This window comes from Brevundimonas sp. 'scallop' (assembly GCF_011045535.1).
Classification (GTDB): Bacteria; Pseudomonadota; Alphaproteobacteria; order Caulobacterales; family Caulobacteraceae; genus Brevundimonas; species Brevundimonas vesicularis.
On the sequence record NZ_CP039382.1, the window covers coordinates 2583001 to 2599925 of the forward strand.

Here is a 16925-nt window from a genome sequence, read left to right on the forward strand (position 1 = left end):
ATCGCCCTCTATTCCGGGCTCACCTACATCGCAGCCGCCGCCGTCTGTGTGCCGATCATCAAGGTGTTGGGTCCGCTGTTTCCTTCGCGGATCACGGCGCCGCTGCCGTTTATCATCTGCGGCGCCGTCTACATGGGCGTTCTGTTTTTCCGAGGCGTGACGATCCTGTTCCCCGGACAGGTCGTCACCCTGTCAGCCATCAGCTGGGTTTCGCCACTCAAGGCCACGGCCGATCTGATGCTGATGCTGTTCATTCTCGATTATGTCCTGCGCCGCCGCTCCCCGCCGCCCTTGATCGAACGCTTGATCGAGATCGGCCAGAAGTTCGGGATGTCAGATCGAGGCGTCGTTCAGATGGCCTTCGAGGCCCCGGCGATTGCTGTCGCTGACCTTCCTGCCAGCGAAGACCCGGACCACCCGCAAATCGGGCGCCGCTGGCTTCGCTTGGCCATGTTGGGCGGCGCTATCACCGTGCTTGCGAGCCTCCTTCTGCTGATGACGCTGAACAGCGCCGCAAACGCGGGCTGACGCCAGCCTCTCAGCTACCCCCACAATCTGGAGACTGATCATGAGCGACAAGGCTCTCTTCGACGTGGTGCGCGATATCCTCGGGCGCGGACTGACGCAGCCCGAAGTGTACCGGATCAAGGCGGCGATCCCGGCGCCGTCGCTTGCGGCAATCGGTGAGATCGATCCGAACGACATGGCGCTGATCCGCGAGCTGGAGCGTGACGAAGGCCGGGTTCTCCACGCCTATCAGGACAGCCGAGGCTTTTGGACCATCGGTATCGGCCGGCTGATCGACAAGAGGAAGGGAGGCGGCATCTCGAATGAGGAGGCCGATCTTCTGAAGCGAAATGACATCGCCCGCTTCAAGCGCGACCTGGACAGGGTGGCGCCATGGTGGCGGACGGCTGATCCGGTGCGGCAACGCGCGATCCAGAACATCGCCTTCAACCTTGGCGCTGATGGCCTGGTCGAGAAGTGGCCTAACACCGTGGCTCTGATGAAGGCAGGCCGCTGGCGCGAGGCGGCCGCCGCCATCCGGGCGAACAAGGTCTGGGTCGGACAGGTGAAGGGCCGCGCCGAACGCATCGCCCAGCAGATCGAAACCGGGGGCGTAGCGTGATCGCCGCCCTCGCATTCCTCCGCTCCATTCCCCGCCTGCTTAATCCAACCGGCTGGCTGATCGTCGCCACCATTGCCGCCTTCGTCCTGACCGGCGCCTACTGCTCCCACAGGGGCGCACATGGCGAGCGGGACCGTCAGGCGGCACAGATCCAGAAGACCGAGGCGAAGGCCGCCAGCGCGCGGGAAACCGCCGCCCGCGAGGCCGCCGCCGAAACCCCCATCATCAACGCCCGCGAAAAGGATCTATCCGATGCGGTCAACTCGCTCCCTGATGCTGTCCCTAGCACTCGCCGCGTCCGCCTCGCTTGCGAGCGGTTGCGCCAGCAGGGGAACACCCGCCTTCCCGCCGAGTGCGGATTTGGCGGTTGAACCCAAGCCGGTGCTGGCGCCCGAAGCGATCTATTCGGAGGCCGCGCTCGACGCCTACGACATCGCCATCGAGGCGCGCGGCGACCGGCTGGCGGCCCAAGTTGGGCGCTTGTGCCGATTCTTCGACACCATGGGGATGCGAGGGCTGGATTGTCCGCCGCCGCCGCGACCGGGCTAGATACCCTCGACATTATCGACCCCAGCGTTGAGCCACGGCTCCGCTATCGAGGCCCGCTCTCTTCGGAGGGCGGGCCTTTCTGCTATTCCGGGTCCGGCCAGACCTTCCGCATAGCCTCATAGGCTTGGCGGCGACTTTCCTCGTATTGCGCCTCCACCATTTCGGAAACCTCGCCGTCACCGCCACAAACCGGACAATCGCGCTCGCCGTAGTTTTCACAGACGCACAGGTCACCGCCGCAATGGCAGTCGACCGTCCCGTCGCCCTGACAGCGAGGGCATGTGATGCCGTCACGATCATCATACTCGTATTCGTCGCCATCGCTCATTGCCCCGCCTCCCCGATCGCCCTCGCCAAGACCTTCTCCGCAAGCGCGATCTCAGCCATCGAATGACTGCCGCAGAGGGCCTTCATCTCCGCCAGCGCGCGGGAAAGCGCATCAGTCAGGTCGGCTTTCGTTTGATCATTGGCCCGGCGGTTCCAGGACCGGCCGTGGCGGAATTCTTCGCCGGTCTCCAAGCGACAGCCGCACTCGTCGCAGGCGTAGATCGTCGAAACGCGCGTGTTGCCGAAACGCTCGATCTGAGCCGGTCCTCCACAGAAGGGGCAGGGCTTGAGCCGCAAGCCGGGTTGTTTGGCGGCCTCGGCTTTCTTCGCCCGAACCAGACTTAGCCGCGCGTCATCCAGAGCGTCCCGCGCTTCGCGGATGTGCTCTCTCGGACCGTCCTGCTGATACATCGAAACCTCGGCCTCTGCTCCGGCGACTAGGCGCGTCCAGCGCTCGACTTCTGTTTCATTTGTCATGCGGCAATATCCAGCAGGCTGAGTTGATGGGCGCGCGGCGTGTAGCGGGCGGGGCACTGAGCCGCGTCCCAACGGTTGATCATGTCCAGCGCCGTATTTTGGGGCCGATTGTGGTTCTGGCCTACGTCGGAGGAATCGAGCGACGCGAAGGGAAACGGGTTCGGCTTTAGGCAGAGCTGCATGCCGCGCAGCATGTGGACCTGGGGCGTCCGCTGGTGGCGCTTGGCGATCTCGTTCCACAGGAAGTGCATTCGCTCCTCCCACTCTGGGCTCAGAATTTCCCAGTACTCACCCGCACTGCCGAAGGCGACCCATTCCCATTCATCAAGCAGGCGCAGCATCCGCTCAGCGCTGTGGTGGATGTGAAACACCGGCACGCCCTTCTTGCCGTAGGGCCATTCCTTGATGAGCGAGTCTTGAAGCTGCGAGGCCCCGTCGATCACGTCGGGTATGATCGCCAGTGTCGTCGGCCGGTCCAGCCGGGCGTCAAGCCAGTCATAATAGCCCCGCCAGTCGCGGGGAGCGTGTAGCAGTTCGTGCTCTTCATCGGCCGAGACGACCTCGCCAGCAGCACGCCGCTTGCGGATCGTCTCCTGAAGGCGGCGATAGATCGTATAGGCGCCAGGATCAAACCAGAGGGTCTGCGCCACCTGTTCTGCACTGTCCGCCCAAGAACGAGCCGACGTCTCATAGGAGGCGAGGAAGTTGCGGCCCGCGACCGTGGCGAACACATCGGCTCCGGTGATCGGGCCAGCATGGCGGTGGATCGTCATAGTTCGATCCTAGCGCCGCAGGGCACGGACCCTCCCCGCCAGACCTCAATAATCTTGATGTCGTCGCCCATGAGTTGGAGGAGAGCCTTCGCGACCCCATAGTTGGTCGGGTCCGGGATCACTTCATCCAGCAGGCGGTGATCGAACGAAGCTTCCAGATACTGACGCAGTCGCGCGTGCATGAACCGCGCATCCTTCGGCGGCGAGGCTGGCCACCAAACGCGAACATTCCAGGTGTGACCGTGCACCTGCTCGGCGAACTCGCCCTTGTGGGCGGCGTCGAAGGTCGTCTCGGTCCAGTCGAAACAACGCGGAGAATTCGGACGGGTCACGCGAACCTCACCTTGCCATCGTCGCCTAGTTGGACGGTCAAGGGGGTGATCTGGACGCGGCTATATGTGTGAGACGCCAGCCACCAGCGAGCGCGCAGGTCGCACCACCAGCGCGGGCCGCGTGTCAGAATGAAGTCCCGCCCTTCCCAGAACGGCGAGCCAAAGTGCGCAATTGCAGTCCAGCGCCTCACGACGTTGCTCCCCACCGATGCGGCTCGCGCTGGCGGTCCTTCACGCCCTCGGCATGCTCGCGGATGTATGCCGCACGATGAACGCCGGTCCAATCGCCAGGATTGACCCTCGCTCCCCATCGGCCATCACAGCGGCCTTGATCAATCGCCGCCCTCATCAGTTGCTCTGCCATGGTTTCGTGAAGCCGCATTGCCTTGCCTCCAAAAGCGATACCGCATATATATCCGGTACCGCTTTTGGACACAAGAGAACCGGTACCGGTTTTTGCGACTCAGGCGGTATCGCTTAAGCAGCCGTCATGGCGGGAAGACCAGACATGGGCGTGAAGGCCACACAGGTTCGACTGACGGCTGAACAGCGTCAGCAGATCGAACGGATCGCAGGGCCTCAGAAGATGGCCCAGTTCATCCGTGAGGCTGTCGAAGAGAAGCTGAAGCGCGAAAGCTAGTCCTCGCGCCGTCATCCTTCGGGGTGGCGGCTTTCGTCGTGTTCCGCTCACAGGAACCGATGGTCACTGCTGGAGTTAACCGCAGCAGAGCCGGCTTATGAGGGTGGTGGCCCGGCAATATGCGCCACCCCGTTCGGTGGGCGGTCTATTACGTTCCCAGGGTGAGACCGCCCGCCCTAAGCGCCCCCGGTTTAACTGCCGGGGGCGTTTTGCCGTTGAGGCCTTGTCCATAGACCGGCGCGGGCGGCGGCCGCCACTTCCCCATTTCCAGCCACCAGCCCAGAGCCTTCAGCCGCTCATTCTCTGCTGCGGTGTAATCCCACCAGATCCGATCCATGTCGGTGATCGTGTCGACTTGGCGGGGCCAGGTGCTCGTCTTGTCCATGAACCGAACTCGACCGGGGCAGCCCTCGACGCGGCAGGCGGGGCGCCTGTTTGCCAGGGTGAAGTCTTCGCCCTTTGCGCGCGCCACAGCAGCGAGGTCCACATGGCCGCCGTGTTCGATCCGGTCGACTTCGCACTCCCACGTGATCTTCGCGCCCCGCTCGATCATGGAGCCGACGGTTTCGGCAGTCATGCCTTCAGCGGATAGACGTTGTCGGCGCGGGTGGCGCCCATGCAGTAGTCAGCCCACGTCTCCATGAGCGGCCGGCGCTTCTCAACAGCGGAACCACGGCGATAGGCGCGCTCGACGGCAGAACCGACCTGATGGGCCAGAGCCTCTTCGAGCAGCTCGCGCGGGTAGTTGGTGCAGTCGCCTGCCCAATCTCGGAACGCAGATCGGAATCCGTGAGGGGTCGCATCCTTGATCCCCATTTTCCGCATGACCATCGCCAGAGCCATGTCGGACAGCGGTCCCTTTAGGCCGGGAAAGATCAGGCCTTGGCGCACGTCGGCGTCGATCGCGGTCAGCACGCCGACGGCAGCGGACGAAAGCGGCACGCGATGCTCTCGGCCCGCCTTCATGCGCTCGGCTGGAATGATCCACGTCGTGCCCTTGATCTCGTCCCAGGTCGCCCCTCGCACCTCACCGGATCTAGCGCCAGTCAGGACCAGGAACCTCAACGCATCGGCGGATATGCTGTGGCGCCCGGACAGTTGCTCAAGAAAGGCCGGGACATCCTGATAGGCCATCGCGGCGTGGTGGCCCTGCTCTTTCCTGACCTTCGGCAGCATGCGCGCCATGTGCCCCCGCCAGCGCGCCGGGTTCTCGCCTGTCCGGAAGCCGCGCACCGTGGCGGCGTCAAGGATCATTTCGATGCGGGACCGGACGCGGCGGGCGGTCTCTGGTTTCGTCGTCCAAATCTCGCGCAGAGCCTTCAGGACCATTTCGGTGTCGACCATGCTGACCTCGGCCTTCCAGATGGCGGCGGCATGCTGGGTCAGGGACGCCTCCCATTGCGGGCGTTGCTTTGGGGACTTCCAGCCCTTCTCCAAACCGTCCATCAGATCGGCGGCGACGGCTGAAAAGGTGGTGTCCGGCTTCGGCGCATTCGCCTTGCGCCGCGCCTCGATAGGGTCGATACCAACTTTGATGTCGGCTCGCACCTTGTCAGCGGCCGCGCGGGCTTCGGTCAGCTTGACGGCCTCAAGGCTCCCAAGGCCCATCTCTCGCCGGCGTCCGGCTCGATAGAAGATATAGACCCAGCGCCGCGATCCGGTCTGATCGATCCGCAGATAGAGTCCGGCCCCATCCGCGAAGAGACCAGGCTCGCGCATCCCCGGCACCTTCTTGCCGTTCAATCTGTTTACGTCGCGCGCCATGGCCTCTCCAGAACGTAAGGAGAACATACGCCGACGACAGAAGCGGTCGCCACCCTAAGCTCGCCCTAAGTCCCGCCCTAAGATGAGCGGTTCGCGTCCCGTCCAGCGATGACGGGCTTGAGGCGCAAATCCTTGCGCAGCGGGGCGCTGGGTTGGCAAGCGGTGACATTGGAGGGCGTGGGTGTGGCGGACAGAGAGGGATTCGAACCCTCGGTAGGCTTTCACCTACACACGCTTTCCAAGCGTGCGCGATCGACCACTCCGCCACCTGTCCGTTTCACGCTGCGTCTTGCGCGCCGCCGGAGGTCGATCCGGCGGGAGGCGGGCCTGATAGAACACCCTCGCCCCCTCGGCAAGCGCCTCTCGCATCCCCATATGGACTTCAACGTCATTTTCCGATGAGGGAGCCGCAAATGCTGTTCAAGAAGACTGCCGAAATGCCCACGCCCGAGACCGCTCTGCCCGGCCGCGCCGAGCCGCTGGACACCGATGTGAACCACTATGTCAGCGGCAACCCGCTGAAAGGGCCCTATCCCGACGGTTTCCAGACCGCCATCTTCGGCATGGGCTGTTTCTGGGGCGTGGAGCGCATCTTCTGGCAGTTGCCGGGCGTCTGGGTGACCTCGGCCGGCTATTCCGGCGGCATCACGCCCAACCCGACCTATGAAGAGACCTGCACCGGCCGGACGGGTCATACCGAGGTGGTGAAGGTCGTGTTCGACCCGAGCGTCATCACCTACGCCGAACTGCTGAAGGCCTTCTGGGAGAACCACGACCCGACCCAGGGCATGCGCCAGGGCAACGACATTGGCACCACCTATCGCTCGGCCATCTACACGCTGAACGCCGATCAGCAGGCCGAAGCCGAGGCGTCACGCGACGCCTATCAGGCCGCCCTGACCCAGGCCGGGCGCGGCACAATCACCACCGAGATCGAACCGGCCGGCGAGTATTTCTACGCCGAGGGCTATCACCAGGGCTATCTGGCCAAGAACCCGGCCGGCTACTGCGGCATCGGCGGGACCGGCGTGGTCTGCCCCATCGGGGTCGGCGTCAACGCCTGACCCCTGCGACGGCCGCCGGGTTTCAACCGGCGGCCAGTCGGCCTATGGATCGGCGAAAAATGGGAGCGCTTATGTCCGCCTTCGTCCATCCTGACGATATCCGCAGCCGGTTTTCGGCCGCCCTTTCCGCCATGTACCGGGCCGAGGTGCCGCAATACGGCGACCTGCTGACGCTGGTGGCGGACATCAATGCGCAGACGTTGAAGGCCGATGCCGGCGGCGCCGACCGGCTGGCGGCGTCCGGCGAACTGGCGCGTCTGTCAGAGGAGCGCCACGGCGCCATCCGCGTCGGCACGGCCGATGAACTGGCCACGATCGCGCGCGCCTTTGCGGTCATGGGGATGGAGCCGGTCAGCTATTACAACCTGGCGCCGGCCGGGGTGCCGGTGCATTCCACCGCCTTCCGGCCCGTCGATCCGGCCGCCCTGGCGCACAATCCGTTCCGGGTCTTCACCTCGCTGCTGCGGCTGGAGTTGATCGAGGACGAAGCCTTGCGCGCGGAAGCGGCCGAGACCCTGGCCCGCCGCGACATCTTCACCCCCGGCGCGCGTGAGCTGATCGAGACAGCGGAGGCCGCCGGCGGTCTGGACGAGGCCCAGGCCGATCGTTTCGTGTCAGAGCTGTTGGAGACCTTCCGCTGGCACGCCCAGGCGACCGTCAGCGCCGAGACCTACGAACGGCTGGTCGCCGCCCACCGACTGGTCGCCGATGTGGTCAGCTTCAAAGGGCCGCACATCAACCACTTGACGCCGCGCACGCTGGATATCGACGCGGCCCAGGCGGCGATGCCCGAACGCGGCATTTCGCCTAAAGAAACCATCGAGGGTCCGCCCGCCCGCGCCTGTCCGATCCTGTTGCGCCAGACCAGCTTCAAGGCGTTGCAAGAGGCGATCACCTTCCCCGGCGTCGACGGCCCCACGGCGGGCGCCCACACCGCCCGCTTCGGCGAGATCGAACAGCGCGGCTGCGCCCTGACCCCGGCCGGTCGCGCCCTGTACGACGAGGCCTTGGCGACGAAGGACTTCGCCGCCCTGCCCGACGATTGGGACGCCCTGCGCCGCGCAGACCTCGCCTGGTTCCGTTATCGCGCGACGCCTGAGGGGCTCGCCGCCCGCGCCGAGACCGCCGATCTGGACGCCTTGATCGCCTCGGGCCATGTCGTCGCCGAACCCATCACCTACGAAGACTTCCTGCCCGTCAGCGCCGCCGGCATCTTCCAGTCCAACCTGGGATCGGAGGCCCGCGAAACCGCCTATGCCGTCGACCCCGCCAAGGCCGATTTCGAGCAGGCGCTTGGTCGTCCGGTCAAGGACGAGATGGCCCTGTATCGCGCCGAACAGGACGCCTCGATCACAGCGACGCTGAAGGCCTTGGGCCTGACGGAGACGGTCTAGTCCGTTCAACCGGATGCGGGGCTGGCGGCGCCCCGCGTCCATCCGGCGTCTTGCCTGATGCGCAGACGCGGATCATAGACGCGGCCGTGAACCCATCCGCTTCCCCGACCCAGCGCCGTTACGATCTCGACTGGATCCGGGTCGGCGCCTTCGGCCTGCTGATCCTGTATCATGTGGGCCTGGTTTACGGGGTCTATGACTGGCACATCCACAGCGCCCACACCTTCGAGTGGATGCGTGAGGCGATCCTGGTCACCAATCCCTGGCGGCTGACCCTGCTGTTTCTGGTGTCGGGCGCCGCTCTGCGGTTCATGACCTTCCGGCGCACCCCGCGCGAGGTCGCCCGCGCCCGGTTCGAGCGGCTGGTCCCGCCCCTGATCTTCGGCGCCCTGGTTCTGGTGCCGATCCAGTCCTGGATCGAGTCGATGGACAAGGGCGGCTGGCCCGGCGGCGTCGTCGGCTTCGTCGCCTGGCTGGGTCATGAGTTCGGCTGGAGCGGTCTCGCCGACGGCGTGCCGGTCAACCATCTGTGGTTCATCGTCTATATCGCCGTTTACAGCCTGGTCGCCGTCGTCCTGTGGCGTCAGCCCGGCCTGATCGAGCGCTTGGGCAATGGGCTGGAAAAGGCGCTGACAGGCCCGTGTCTGCTGATCCTGCCGATCCTCTATCTCTTCGCCATCCGGTGGCTGCTCTTTCCCTGGTTCGGCCTGACCAACACCCTGCACAACGACTGGTATAATCACGCCCTATCGCTGGTCGCTTTCCTGTTCGGCTTCAGCATCGTGGGCCGCGAGAGCCTGTGGCGCACGATGGAGCGGTATCGCTGGATTGCCCTGGCCCTGGCGGTTGTCGCCCTGCCGATCATGATGGTCCAGGTCTGGCATCCCGGCGCGCGGGCCTTCTGGGGCGTGCCCAAGGCCGCCGTTTACGGCATCGACCAATGGGCGGTGATCGTCGCCATCCTGGGGTTCGGCTATCGCCATCTGCGCGACCGGGGCGGCCCTGCGCTCACCTATCTCACCCAGGCTACCTTCCCCCTCTATCTGGCGCACCAGACAGTGCTGGTCGCGGCCGTCTGGATCATCCGGCCAGCGAACCTTCCGGCGCCGGTCGAACTGCTGTCCCTGATCGCCGTCACCTTCGTCGGCAGTCTGGCGATCTATGAGGTCGTGCGTCGCATTCCGGCCATTCGCCCGCTGTGGGGGCTGAAGCAGCTGGACGGCAGGCCCTGGCCGCTGGACCTCCAGGCCCTGCTGAAACCGCAGCTTCGCTATCACCGCCGTCGTCGGCTGCTGGGCGTGGGCGTCGCCGCGCCGCTTCTGGCCCTGACGGTGGTCGCCGTGGCCATCCTGGCCTACCCCGGCTTCAACAATGCGACCCAGTATCTCAGCGAACTGGGCGGGGCGACGGCCAAGGCGCCGATCATCTTCAACGGCGGGGTCTTCGTCGCCGGCGTCATGGCCGGGCTGGCGGGGATCGGCTTTGGTCTGGCCATCTACGCCCTGACCGGCGCGCGGGTCGCGGCTTGGGTCATCGCCATCGTCTTCATCCTGGCCGGCGGCGGCATGTCGGCCTCGACCCTGTGGCCCTGGCCCGATCCGCGCCACATGATCATCAACCTGGCCCTGGGCATCCAGCTGGCGCCGATGCTGCTGCTGTGGGGGCTGGCCAAACGCCGGGACGTGCCGCGCCTGAAGCTCTTCCTCGTCGTCACCTTCGTCATCATGGCGATCCTGACGGTCCTGACCAAGCACCTCGTCTTCCCCGGCACGGTCAATGACGCCAACGTCGGCTGGTGGGAGAGGCTCTACGCCATCGTCCTGGTCTGCTGGGTTGGGGTTGCAGCCTGGGTCCTGGACCGTAAACTGCTGTCGGTCGCCACGGAGTCGCCGCACCGTCGCCCGGCTGCCGCCCCGTTCGACGTTCCGGCCTGACTTCACCCCCACATTTTTTGGTTTCATCAACATTGCGTGATTGAAAATCGCGCGAATGTGATCGATTATGCACGTCGTGTTGCAGTGCAGCACTCCGCGTCGTCCCCAGCCCTCGGGACGACATCCGGTTCACTCGGGGGCGTCCAGAGCGGCATGAACAAGCTGGCGATCCGGCCTGTCGAACAGGCTGAAATCGAGACGACGATCCACGGCGCGCAAACGCCTAGCTGGTCGTGGCTGCCCGACGAGGCGCCGCTGGCCATGCCGGTTCAGTCCCTGTCCGCGCCCGACGCCGTCGCCGACGTGACGCCCGCGACCTCGCCGCGCACGGTCGCGACGCGACGCCTGGCCCTGCTGGCCGGCACCATCGTCCTAACCGGCCTGTCGGCCATCACGCCCTTCTACCTCTATGCCCGCAAGGGTTGGGACGGCACCGAGATCCTGGCCTTCAGCCTGTTCATGGTCCTCATCACCGCCATCTCCTGCTGGTTCGTCAGCGGCCTGATGGGCCTGTTCGTCATGCTGCGCGGCAAGGATCAGGCGGACCTCGCCTTCTCGCCGCATCCGCCGATGCCGCGCACCCGCACGGCCTTGCTGATGCCGCTGTACAACGAGGACGCCCGTTCGTCCTTCGCGCGCCTGTCCCAGATCGATTCCTGCCTGGCGCGTCTGGGCGCCTCGTCGGCCTTCGACATCTTCGTGTTGAGCGACTCGACTAAGGAAGACGCCGCCGCCGCAGAGCGTTCGGTCTTCCAGTCGTTCCGCATGGCCGCCAACTCCAAGGCCTTCTACCGTCGCCGCACCGACAACGCCGAGCGCAAGGCCGGCAACCTGGCCGAATGGGTCCGTCGTTTCGGCGGCGCCTATGAGAACATGATCGTTTTGGACGCCGACAGCACCATGGCCGGCGAGACCCTGCTGCGCATGGTCGACGCCATGGAGCGCAATCCCGGCGTCGGCCTGATCCAGACCGCCCCGGTCATCATCAAGGCCCGCACCGTCTTCGCGCGCGTGTCCCAATATTCGGTGCGCCTATACGGCCGCGTCGCCGCTGCCGGTCTGGCCTACTGGACCGGTTCGGAATCCAGCTACTGGGGCCACAACGCCATCATCCGCACGCGCGCCTTCGCCGCCTGCTGCGGCCTGCCGCACTTGAAGGGCCGCAAGCCCTTCGGCGGTCACATCATGAGCCATGACGTCGTCGAGGCCGCCCTGATGCGCCGCGCCGGCTGGGCCGTCCACGTCACCGCCTCGCTGGACGGATCGTGGGAAGAGACCCCGCCGTCGATCACCGACTTCATCCGCCGCGACCACCGCTGGTTCCAGGGCAACCTGCAGCACCTGGGCCTGATCACGGCCAAGGGCCTGTCGCCGATGAGCCGCCTTCAGCTGCTGATGGGCTGCATGGCCTATCTGTCGTCGCCGCTGTGGCTGGCCTCGCTGATGGTCGGACTGTTCATCCAGATGTTCTATCCGGTCGACTGGACCAGCTTCTTCTACATCCTGAACCCCCAGTTCACGCCCTTCATGCTGGCTTCCTTCCTGTCCGGCGTGCTGCTGATCGGGCCCAAGTTCATGGGCGCCGCCCTGGTCCTCAGCCGTCCGGCCGAGTTGCGCGCCTTCGGCGGCCGTCGCGCCATCGCCAAGGGCATGGCGGCCGAAATCGCCCTGTCCGCGATCCTGGCCCCCATCCTGATGGTCGCCAACACCAAGGCCTTCATCCAGATCGTCTCGGGCCACGACACCGGCTGGTCGACCCAGCAGCGCGAGGCCGACGGCCTGGCCTGGTCCGACGCTTTCCGCGCCATGCGCTGGCAGATGATCGCCGGCGTCGGCTTCCTGATTCCGCTGGCGGTTCGTCCCGACCTGGCCACCTGGTTCGCGCCGATCGTCCTGCCGCTGCTGCTGGCCGCCCCGATCACCGTCTGGACCTCGCGCGTCAGCTCGGGCGATAAGCTGGCCGCCAAGGGCTATCTGGTCACCCCGGTTCAGGACGGCGTCAGCGTTTCGCCAGCCGTCCTGCACACACCGCGCTCGCCGCTGCGTGCGGTCGCCGGCGGCGTCCTGGCCCCCGTCGCTGCGCCTGCGATGGTCCCGGCACGGGCACCCGAGCGGTAATCGACCGATGCGTGGCGGCCACAGTGTCGCCACAACCGTTACAGCAACGCTCGACGTCAATCTCGATCGGCCTCACCCTAGGCTCCTGTCGTTTGCGGGAGACGTGATTCCATGGCCAAATCCACCGGTTCCGACGCCAAGCCTGACCTGCGGCTCGTCGCGGCCGAGGCCGAGATCTACAACCTGATGAAAGCGCCCGAAACCACCGCCGACCGCGTCAAACGCCTTCAGCTCGAAGCCCACGCCCTGGCTCTGGAAGAGATCGAAGGTCTGGAAAAGCTGTTGCTGGAAGCCGCCGCCAAGGCCAAGGCCATCGCGGACGGCGGCGACGCCTATCCGGTGGGCGCGCGCGAGATCGCCTCGCGTCTCGCCGCCGATCTGCCGACCAAGGCCGAGACCATCAAGACCATCGTCCACCGCGTCGGCTAAAACCGAAGCGGAGCCGTCGGAACGACCCGCCCGCCCGTCCGCTTTCCTGACGACCCCCATCTTCAGGAGACGACATCCATGGACGACCGGACCCCCGCGCGCGCCGAAGACATCGCCGATCAGGAACGCGCCATCCAGCGCGACATCGACGCAAAGGACAAGGCGTCCGGCGATGACAAACCGTCCGGCGCGATGCAGGCCGGCGCCCGCCCCTACCCCGAACCGCCCTTCCCGAAACAGCACCAGACCAAGCCGGGCGACGAGGCGGCGCTGGATCCCGCGCCCCTCTATGATGCGCCCTTCTGGAAGGGGTCGGGCAAGCTGGACGGGTTCGCCGCCCTGATCACCGGCGCAGATTCCGGCATCGGCCGTTCGGTCGCCGTCCTGTTCGCGCGCGAGGGCTGCGACGTCGTCATCTGCCATCTGGACGAGGACGCCGACGCCGAAACCACCAAGACCGCCGTCGAGGCCGAGGGTCGCCGCGCCGTGGTGCTGAAGGGCGATGTCTCCGACCCCGCCTTCGCCGAGATGGCGGTCAAGGCCACGCTCGACGCCTTCGGCCGCCTGGACGTCCTGGTCCCGAACGCCGCCTTCCAGGAACACGTCCCCGCCTTCGAGGACCTGACCTACGAGCATTTCGACCGCACGCTGAAGACCAACCTCTACGGCTATTTCAACATGACCAAGGCGGCGGTTCCGCAGATGAAGGCCGGCGGCGCCATCGTCATGACCGGCTCGGTCACCGGTCTGATGGGCAACAAGGATCTGCTCGACTATTCGCTGACAAAGGGCGGCATCCACGCCTTTGCCCGTTCGCTGGGCACGCATCTGGCGCCGCGCGGCATCCGCGTGAACGTCGTCGCGCCCGGCCCGGTCTGGACCCCGCTAAACCCCGCCGACAAGGATGCCGAGGCGACCTCGAAGTTCGGCGCCGACACGGTGATGAAACGCCCGGCCCAGCCCGAGGAAATCGCGCCCGCCTACGTCTTCTTGGCCTCGCCCCAGATGTCCAGCTTCATCACCGGCGAGATCCTGCCGATCATCGGCGGTTACGCCGGCGGCTGAACCGAAACCGCCGCCCTGCGATCGCAGGGCGGCGGCATCGCCTAGGCTAGCACGTCGTCGTAATCTGGGTGCCGCTTGTGCCAGGCGACGGCGTAGCTGCAGCGCGGAAACAGCTTCAGCCCCGTCTGGCGCGCATGGTCGGCCAGCGACTGCATGAACCGCCCCGCCGCGCCCGATCCGCGCAGCGACGGCTCGGCCTCGACATGCAGGATGATCCGCGCATCGCCCTTCACGGCATAGTCGGCCCAGACCAAGCCCGCGCCCTTGTCGTCGTCGAACGCCTGTTCGAACCGGTTGTCGCCTTCGACGTCCTTGAACTGTCCCATCGGGTTCTCCTTTGACGGATCAACAGCCAAGGCCGTCGGGACGTTCCGAGTTTCAGATCGGCTTGTCGTTCAGCAGGTTCAGCAGGCCGATCACGCTCTTGATCGTGAACCAGACGCTCAGCAGGAACCAGACCAGCAGGAACAGCAGCAGGAACGGAATGCCGATCAACACGAACGACGCCACGGCGCTGACCAAGATCCCGACCCAGGCCGCGATGGTCCACCAGAAGACCGACCAGAACAGCCGAATCTGCGCCTCGATATGCTGGCGCGCCACGCCCGTCGCCGTCCCGCGCGTGACATAGGACACCACCAGCCCGATCAGAACCAGCACATTGGCGCTGGGGATCGACAGGATGAACAGGGCCCAGGCGATCAGCGCCCCGACCTTGCCCTCGGACGGCTGCCCGGCGATGAAATTGGGTTCGTTCGTCATCGTCGGTCCTTCAGAACAACAGGCTGCGGGGGTGAGGAACGGCCTGTCCGCTCTTCAGTTTCAGCACCCCGAACGCGCCGCGCGCCAGAACCCAGATCGCCAGGGCGAACAGCACCAGCACGCCGATGTTGACCACGATCAGAAGGGCACCGACGACCGCCGCCCCGGCCGCGCCCACGATGGTGCGCTGCTGATAGACGGCGTGGCTGTGCTCCAGCTGATCCGTCGCCCCGTCGCGCCGCATCACCGCCAGCAGGGCCACCAGGCACGACACGCCCAGCGTCGGCACGGCCAGCAGGATCAGCACATAGACGGCATACAGCCGCATCGGCACGATCGGCCCTTCACGGCGCGGCGCGGCCTCGGCCGTCAGACGCTGGCGCACCGCGCGCACGGCCGGCGCCGGTTCGGCCTCGACAGGCGTCGGCTCGGACCGGGGCGGAAACGGCGCCGTCGGCCGGGTCGTCGGGCCAGACCGGTCGAAAGGCCCTGGCTCGGGCGGGTCGAACAGGTCCGGTTCGCGCTCGTCTGTGGGAAACGGCTCCGGCTGGCGCTCACGCGCACGGCCCGCCAGCGACGCGGGCGAGACGAAGCCGACCTCGGCGTCATGATCGTGGTCGTGATCGCGGGGCGCTGCTGGGTCTTTCGGATCGCCGGGTTCGGCCATGAACAACGCTTCTGTCACGCCGGACGCCCGGCTGGAATCTGCCGACGACAATGGCGGTCGGCGCGGCGCGAAGCAACCGCCCTTACCGCCCCAGCACGATCTCGCAGCCCGGCGCCGCCACCGCCGCCAGGGCGCCCGGCTTTTCGATCCGCACCGTGGCCCGCTGCACGCGGCCGTCCTCCAGGCACGCCCGCGCCAGCCGTTCGGCGAAGGTCTCGACCAGCCCCACATGCCCCTCGGCGGCGATGGCGCGCGCGGCGTCCGCCACGGTCTCATAGTTCATGGTGTCGCCCAGCCGCTCGATGGGGCGCGGCGCCAGCTCCAGCGTCACATCGATCACCAGCCGCTGCAGCCGCCCCTGCTCGTGATCATAGACCCCGATCCCGGCCTCGACCTCCAGCCCGCGCACGAACACGCTCAGCCGCTCGAATCGCAGCGGATCGTCCGCCGGAACCGGCGTCGCCAGAGGAGAGGAAACCACGCGCTACTCCTGGATGTCGGGGGTGCGCCAGGCCAGGTGCTGGCCCCCGTCGACGGCGATCATCTGGCCCGTGACCATCCGGGCGTCAATCAGCCACAGCACCGCCTCGGCCACCGCCTCGGGGCTGCCGGGCGTCTCCAGCAGGGTGGCGCGCGCCTCGGCGGCGAATTCTTCGGTCGTCTGGTGGATGGACGGCAGGGTCGGCCCCGGCCCCACCCCATTGACCCGGATGCCGGGCGCCAGCGCCTGGGCCAGGGTCTGCGTCGCCCACCACAGGCCGTTCCGCGACAGGCTGTAGGAGAAGAAGCGCGGATCCGGCTTCAGCACCTTCTGGTCCAGCAGATTGACGATGGCCCCCTCGACGGCTTGTGCCGCGAACGCCTCGGCCAGCACGATCGGCGCCCTCAGATTGGTGCCGAGATGCAGGTCCCAGCTGTCGCGCGTCAGCGCCCCGATCCGGTCGTCCTCGAACACCGAGGCGTTGTTGACCAGCACGCTGACCGGCCCCAGCGCCTCGACCGCCGCCGGGATCAGCGCCCGCACCCTGGCCTCGTCCGTCAGGTCCGCCTGCAACAGGCACGCGCGCCGCCCCAGGCCCGCGATCTCGTCGGCCAGGGTCCGGGCGTCGTCGCCCGACGCATGATGATGGATCGCCACGTCGAACCCGGCCTGGGCCAGCTTCAGACAGATGGCCCGCCCGATCCGCCGCGCGCCGCCCGTGACCAGGGCGACGCCCCGCTCAGAGCGAGCAGCCGCCTCAGTCAACCCGACCGAACTCGAACACGTTGAACGCCGCCAGAACGGCGATGAAGCCGAAGATGATGCCGAGAGCCAGCATGGAATGCTCCTGTTGTCGGTCCTGGCTTAGAGCGGGACGGGGCGGGGTTCAAGCCGAACGACGGGCGGACCCGATCTTCGTCGCCCCGCGCAACGCAAAAGAAACGGCGGCCGGAAGTTTTCCGGCCGCCGCAGCTGAGGGTTGAAGTCAGGCCGGGCGTCGACGGCAAGCCGCGACGCCCG

The 16925-nt window shown here is 66.5% G+C and carries 22 protein-coding genes and 1 tRNA gene; 11 read left to right on the forward strand and 12 right to left on the reverse strand.

Annotated features, from left to right (window positions below; all coding sequences use genetic code 11):
* The first annotated feature begins 48 nt into the window (after nucleotides 1-48).
* The 4 genes from E4341_RS12850 to E4341_RS12865 are packed head-to-tail and all read left to right on the forward strand — an operon-like array spanning nucleotide 49 to nucleotide 1678.
* Nucleotides 49-528 (forward strand): hypothetical protein, encoded by a 480-nt coding sequence (locus tag E4341_RS12850; RefSeq protein WP_165117769.1) that lies wholly within the window; start codon nucleotides 49-51, stop codon nucleotides 526-528.
* 40 nt (nucleotides 529-568) lie between these two features.
* On the forward strand, nucleotides 569-1129 hold the full coding sequence (locus E4341_RS12855) for a glycoside hydrolase family protein (RefSeq protein ID WP_205751297.1): 561 nt from the start codon (nucleotides 569-571) through the stop codon (nucleotides 1127-1129).
* Nucleotides 1126-1500 (forward strand): hypothetical protein, encoded by a 375-nt coding sequence (locus E4341_RS12860; RefSeq protein WP_240893563.1) that lies wholly within the window; start codon nucleotides 1126-1128, stop codon nucleotides 1498-1500. Before E4341_RS12855 ends, E4341_RS12860 begins: the two co-directional genes overlap by 4 nt.
* On the forward strand, nucleotides 1490-1678 hold the full coding sequence (locus E4341_RS12865) for a hypothetical protein (protein ID WP_165117771.1): 189 nt from the start codon (nucleotides 1490-1492) through the stop codon (nucleotides 1676-1678). The genes E4341_RS12860 and E4341_RS12865 overlap by 11 nt, the downstream gene beginning before the upstream one ends.
* 82 nt (nucleotides 1679-1760) lie before the next feature.
* Here the strand turns inward: E4341_RS12865 and E4341_RS12870 are convergent, their stop codons facing one another.
* The 4 genes from E4341_RS12870 to E4341_RS12885 form a co-directional block, all read right to left on the reverse strand.
* Nucleotides 1761-2006, reverse strand: a complete 246-nt coding sequence (locus tag E4341_RS12870) for a hypothetical protein (RefSeq protein WP_165117773.1) — start codon at nucleotides 2004-2006, stop codon at nucleotides 1761-1763.
* Entirely contained in the window at nucleotides 2003-2416 is a 414-nt protein-coding gene (locus E4341_RS12875; protein WP_205751298.1) for a Lar family restriction alleviation protein, read from the reverse strand. Before E4341_RS12875 ends, E4341_RS12870 begins: the two co-directional genes overlap by 4 nt.
* A gap of 62 nt (nucleotides 2417-2478) precedes the next feature.
* A complete protein-coding gene (locus tag E4341_RS12880) occupies nucleotides 2479-3255 on the reverse strand; it encodes a hypothetical protein (RefSeq protein WP_165117777.1) in 777 nt (258 codons plus the stop codon).
* Entirely contained in the window at nucleotides 3252-3587 is a 336-nt protein-coding gene (locus E4341_RS12885; protein ID WP_165117779.1) for a 6-carboxytetrahydropterin synthase, read from the reverse strand. The genes E4341_RS12880 and E4341_RS12885 overlap by 4 nt, the downstream gene beginning before the upstream one ends.
* Before the next feature lie 490 nt (nucleotides 3588-4077).
* Between E4341_RS12885 and E4341_RS12890 the strand changes: the two genes are divergently transcribed.
* Entirely contained in the window at nucleotides 4078-4227 is a 150-nt protein-coding gene (locus tag E4341_RS12890) for a hypothetical protein (protein ID WP_165117781.1), read from the forward strand.
* Between the two features lie 148 nt (nucleotides 4228-4375).
* Here the strand turns inward: E4341_RS12890 and E4341_RS12895 are convergent, their stop codons facing one another.
* The 3 genes from E4341_RS12895 to E4341_RS12905 form a co-directional block, all read right to left on the reverse strand.
* Nucleotides 4376-4804, reverse strand: coding sequence for a hypothetical protein (locus E4341_RS12895; RefSeq protein WP_165117783.1), 429 nt, complete (start codon nucleotides 4802-4804; stop codon nucleotides 4376-4378).
* Complete coding sequence (locus E4341_RS12900) at nucleotides 4801-5991, reverse strand: site-specific integrase (protein WP_165117785.1); 1191 nt, start codon at nucleotides 5989-5991, stop codon at nucleotides 4801-4803. The genes E4341_RS12895 and E4341_RS12900 overlap by 4 nt, the downstream gene beginning before the upstream one ends.
* A gap of 184 nt (nucleotides 5992-6175) precedes the next feature.
* Nucleotides 6176-6265 (reverse strand) — tRNA-Ser (locus E4341_RS12905).
* A 139-nt stretch (nucleotides 6266-6404) separates the two neighbouring features.
* Between E4341_RS12905 and msrA the strand changes: the two genes are divergently transcribed.
* The 6 genes from msrA to E4341_RS12935 all read left to right on the forward strand — a co-directional run bounded on the left by msrA (nucleotide 6405) and on the right by E4341_RS12935 (nucleotide 13995).
* Complete coding sequence (gene msrA / locus E4341_RS12910; RefSeq protein ID WP_165117787.1) at nucleotides 6405-7055, forward strand: peptide-methionine (S)-S-oxide reductase MsrA; 651 nt, start codon at nucleotides 6405-6407, stop codon at nucleotides 7053-7055.
* Nucleotides 7056-7126: 71 nt separating this feature from the next.
* Nucleotides 7127-8449: a VOC family protein gene (locus E4341_RS12915; protein WP_205751299.1), complete on the forward strand. Its 1323-nt coding sequence runs from the start codon at nucleotides 7127-7129 to the stop codon at nucleotides 8447-8449.
* 86 nt (nucleotides 8450-8535) lie between these two features.
* Nucleotides 8536-10383, forward strand: coding sequence for an acyltransferase family protein (locus tag E4341_RS12920; RefSeq protein ID WP_240893564.1), 1848 nt, complete (start codon nucleotides 8536-8538; stop codon nucleotides 10381-10383).
* A gap of 153 nt (nucleotides 10384-10536) precedes the next feature.
* Complete coding sequence (mdoH, locus tag E4341_RS12925) at nucleotides 10537-12501, forward strand: glucans biosynthesis glucosyltransferase MdoH (protein ID WP_165117793.1); 1965 nt, start codon at nucleotides 10537-10539, stop codon at nucleotides 12499-12501.
* A gap of 111 nt (nucleotides 12502-12612) precedes the next feature.
* Nucleotides 12613-12930, forward strand: a complete 318-nt coding sequence (locus E4341_RS12930) for a hypothetical protein (RefSeq protein WP_165117795.1) — start codon at nucleotides 12613-12615, stop codon at nucleotides 12928-12930.
* Nucleotides 12931-13008: 78 nt separating this feature from the next.
* Nucleotides 13009-13995, forward strand: coding sequence for an SDR family oxidoreductase (locus tag E4341_RS12935; protein ID WP_165117797.1), 987 nt, complete (start codon nucleotides 13009-13011; stop codon nucleotides 13993-13995).
* Nucleotides 13996-14036: 41 nt separating this feature from the next.
* Here the strand turns inward: E4341_RS12935 and E4341_RS12940 are convergent, their stop codons facing one another.
* The 5 genes from E4341_RS12940 to E4341_RS12960 form a co-directional block, all read right to left on the reverse strand.
* Complete coding sequence (locus E4341_RS12940; RefSeq protein ID WP_052689639.1) at nucleotides 14037-14321, reverse strand: GNAT family N-acetyltransferase; 285 nt, start codon at nucleotides 14319-14321, stop codon at nucleotides 14037-14039.
* Nucleotides 14322-14373: 52 nt separating this feature from the next.
* Nucleotides 14374-14757, reverse strand: a complete 384-nt coding sequence (locus tag E4341_RS12945; RefSeq protein WP_165117799.1) for a hypothetical protein — start codon at nucleotides 14755-14757, stop codon at nucleotides 14374-14376.
* A 10-nt stretch (nucleotides 14758-14767) separates the two neighbouring features.
* A complete protein-coding gene (locus tag E4341_RS12950; RefSeq protein ID WP_205751300.1) occupies nucleotides 14768-15424 on the reverse strand; it encodes a hypothetical protein in 657 nt (218 codons plus the stop codon).
* A gap of 82 nt (nucleotides 15425-15506) precedes the next feature.
* Complete coding sequence (folB, locus tag E4341_RS12955; protein WP_205751301.1) at nucleotides 15507-15905, reverse strand: dihydroneopterin aldolase; 399 nt, start codon at nucleotides 15903-15905, stop codon at nucleotides 15507-15509.
* A gap of 3 nt (nucleotides 15906-15908) precedes the next feature.
* Nucleotides 15909-16670, reverse strand: coding sequence for an SDR family oxidoreductase (locus E4341_RS12960; protein ID WP_165117801.1), 762 nt, complete (start codon nucleotides 16668-16670; stop codon nucleotides 15909-15911).
* Between the last annotated feature and the right edge of the window lie 255 nt (nucleotides 16671-16925).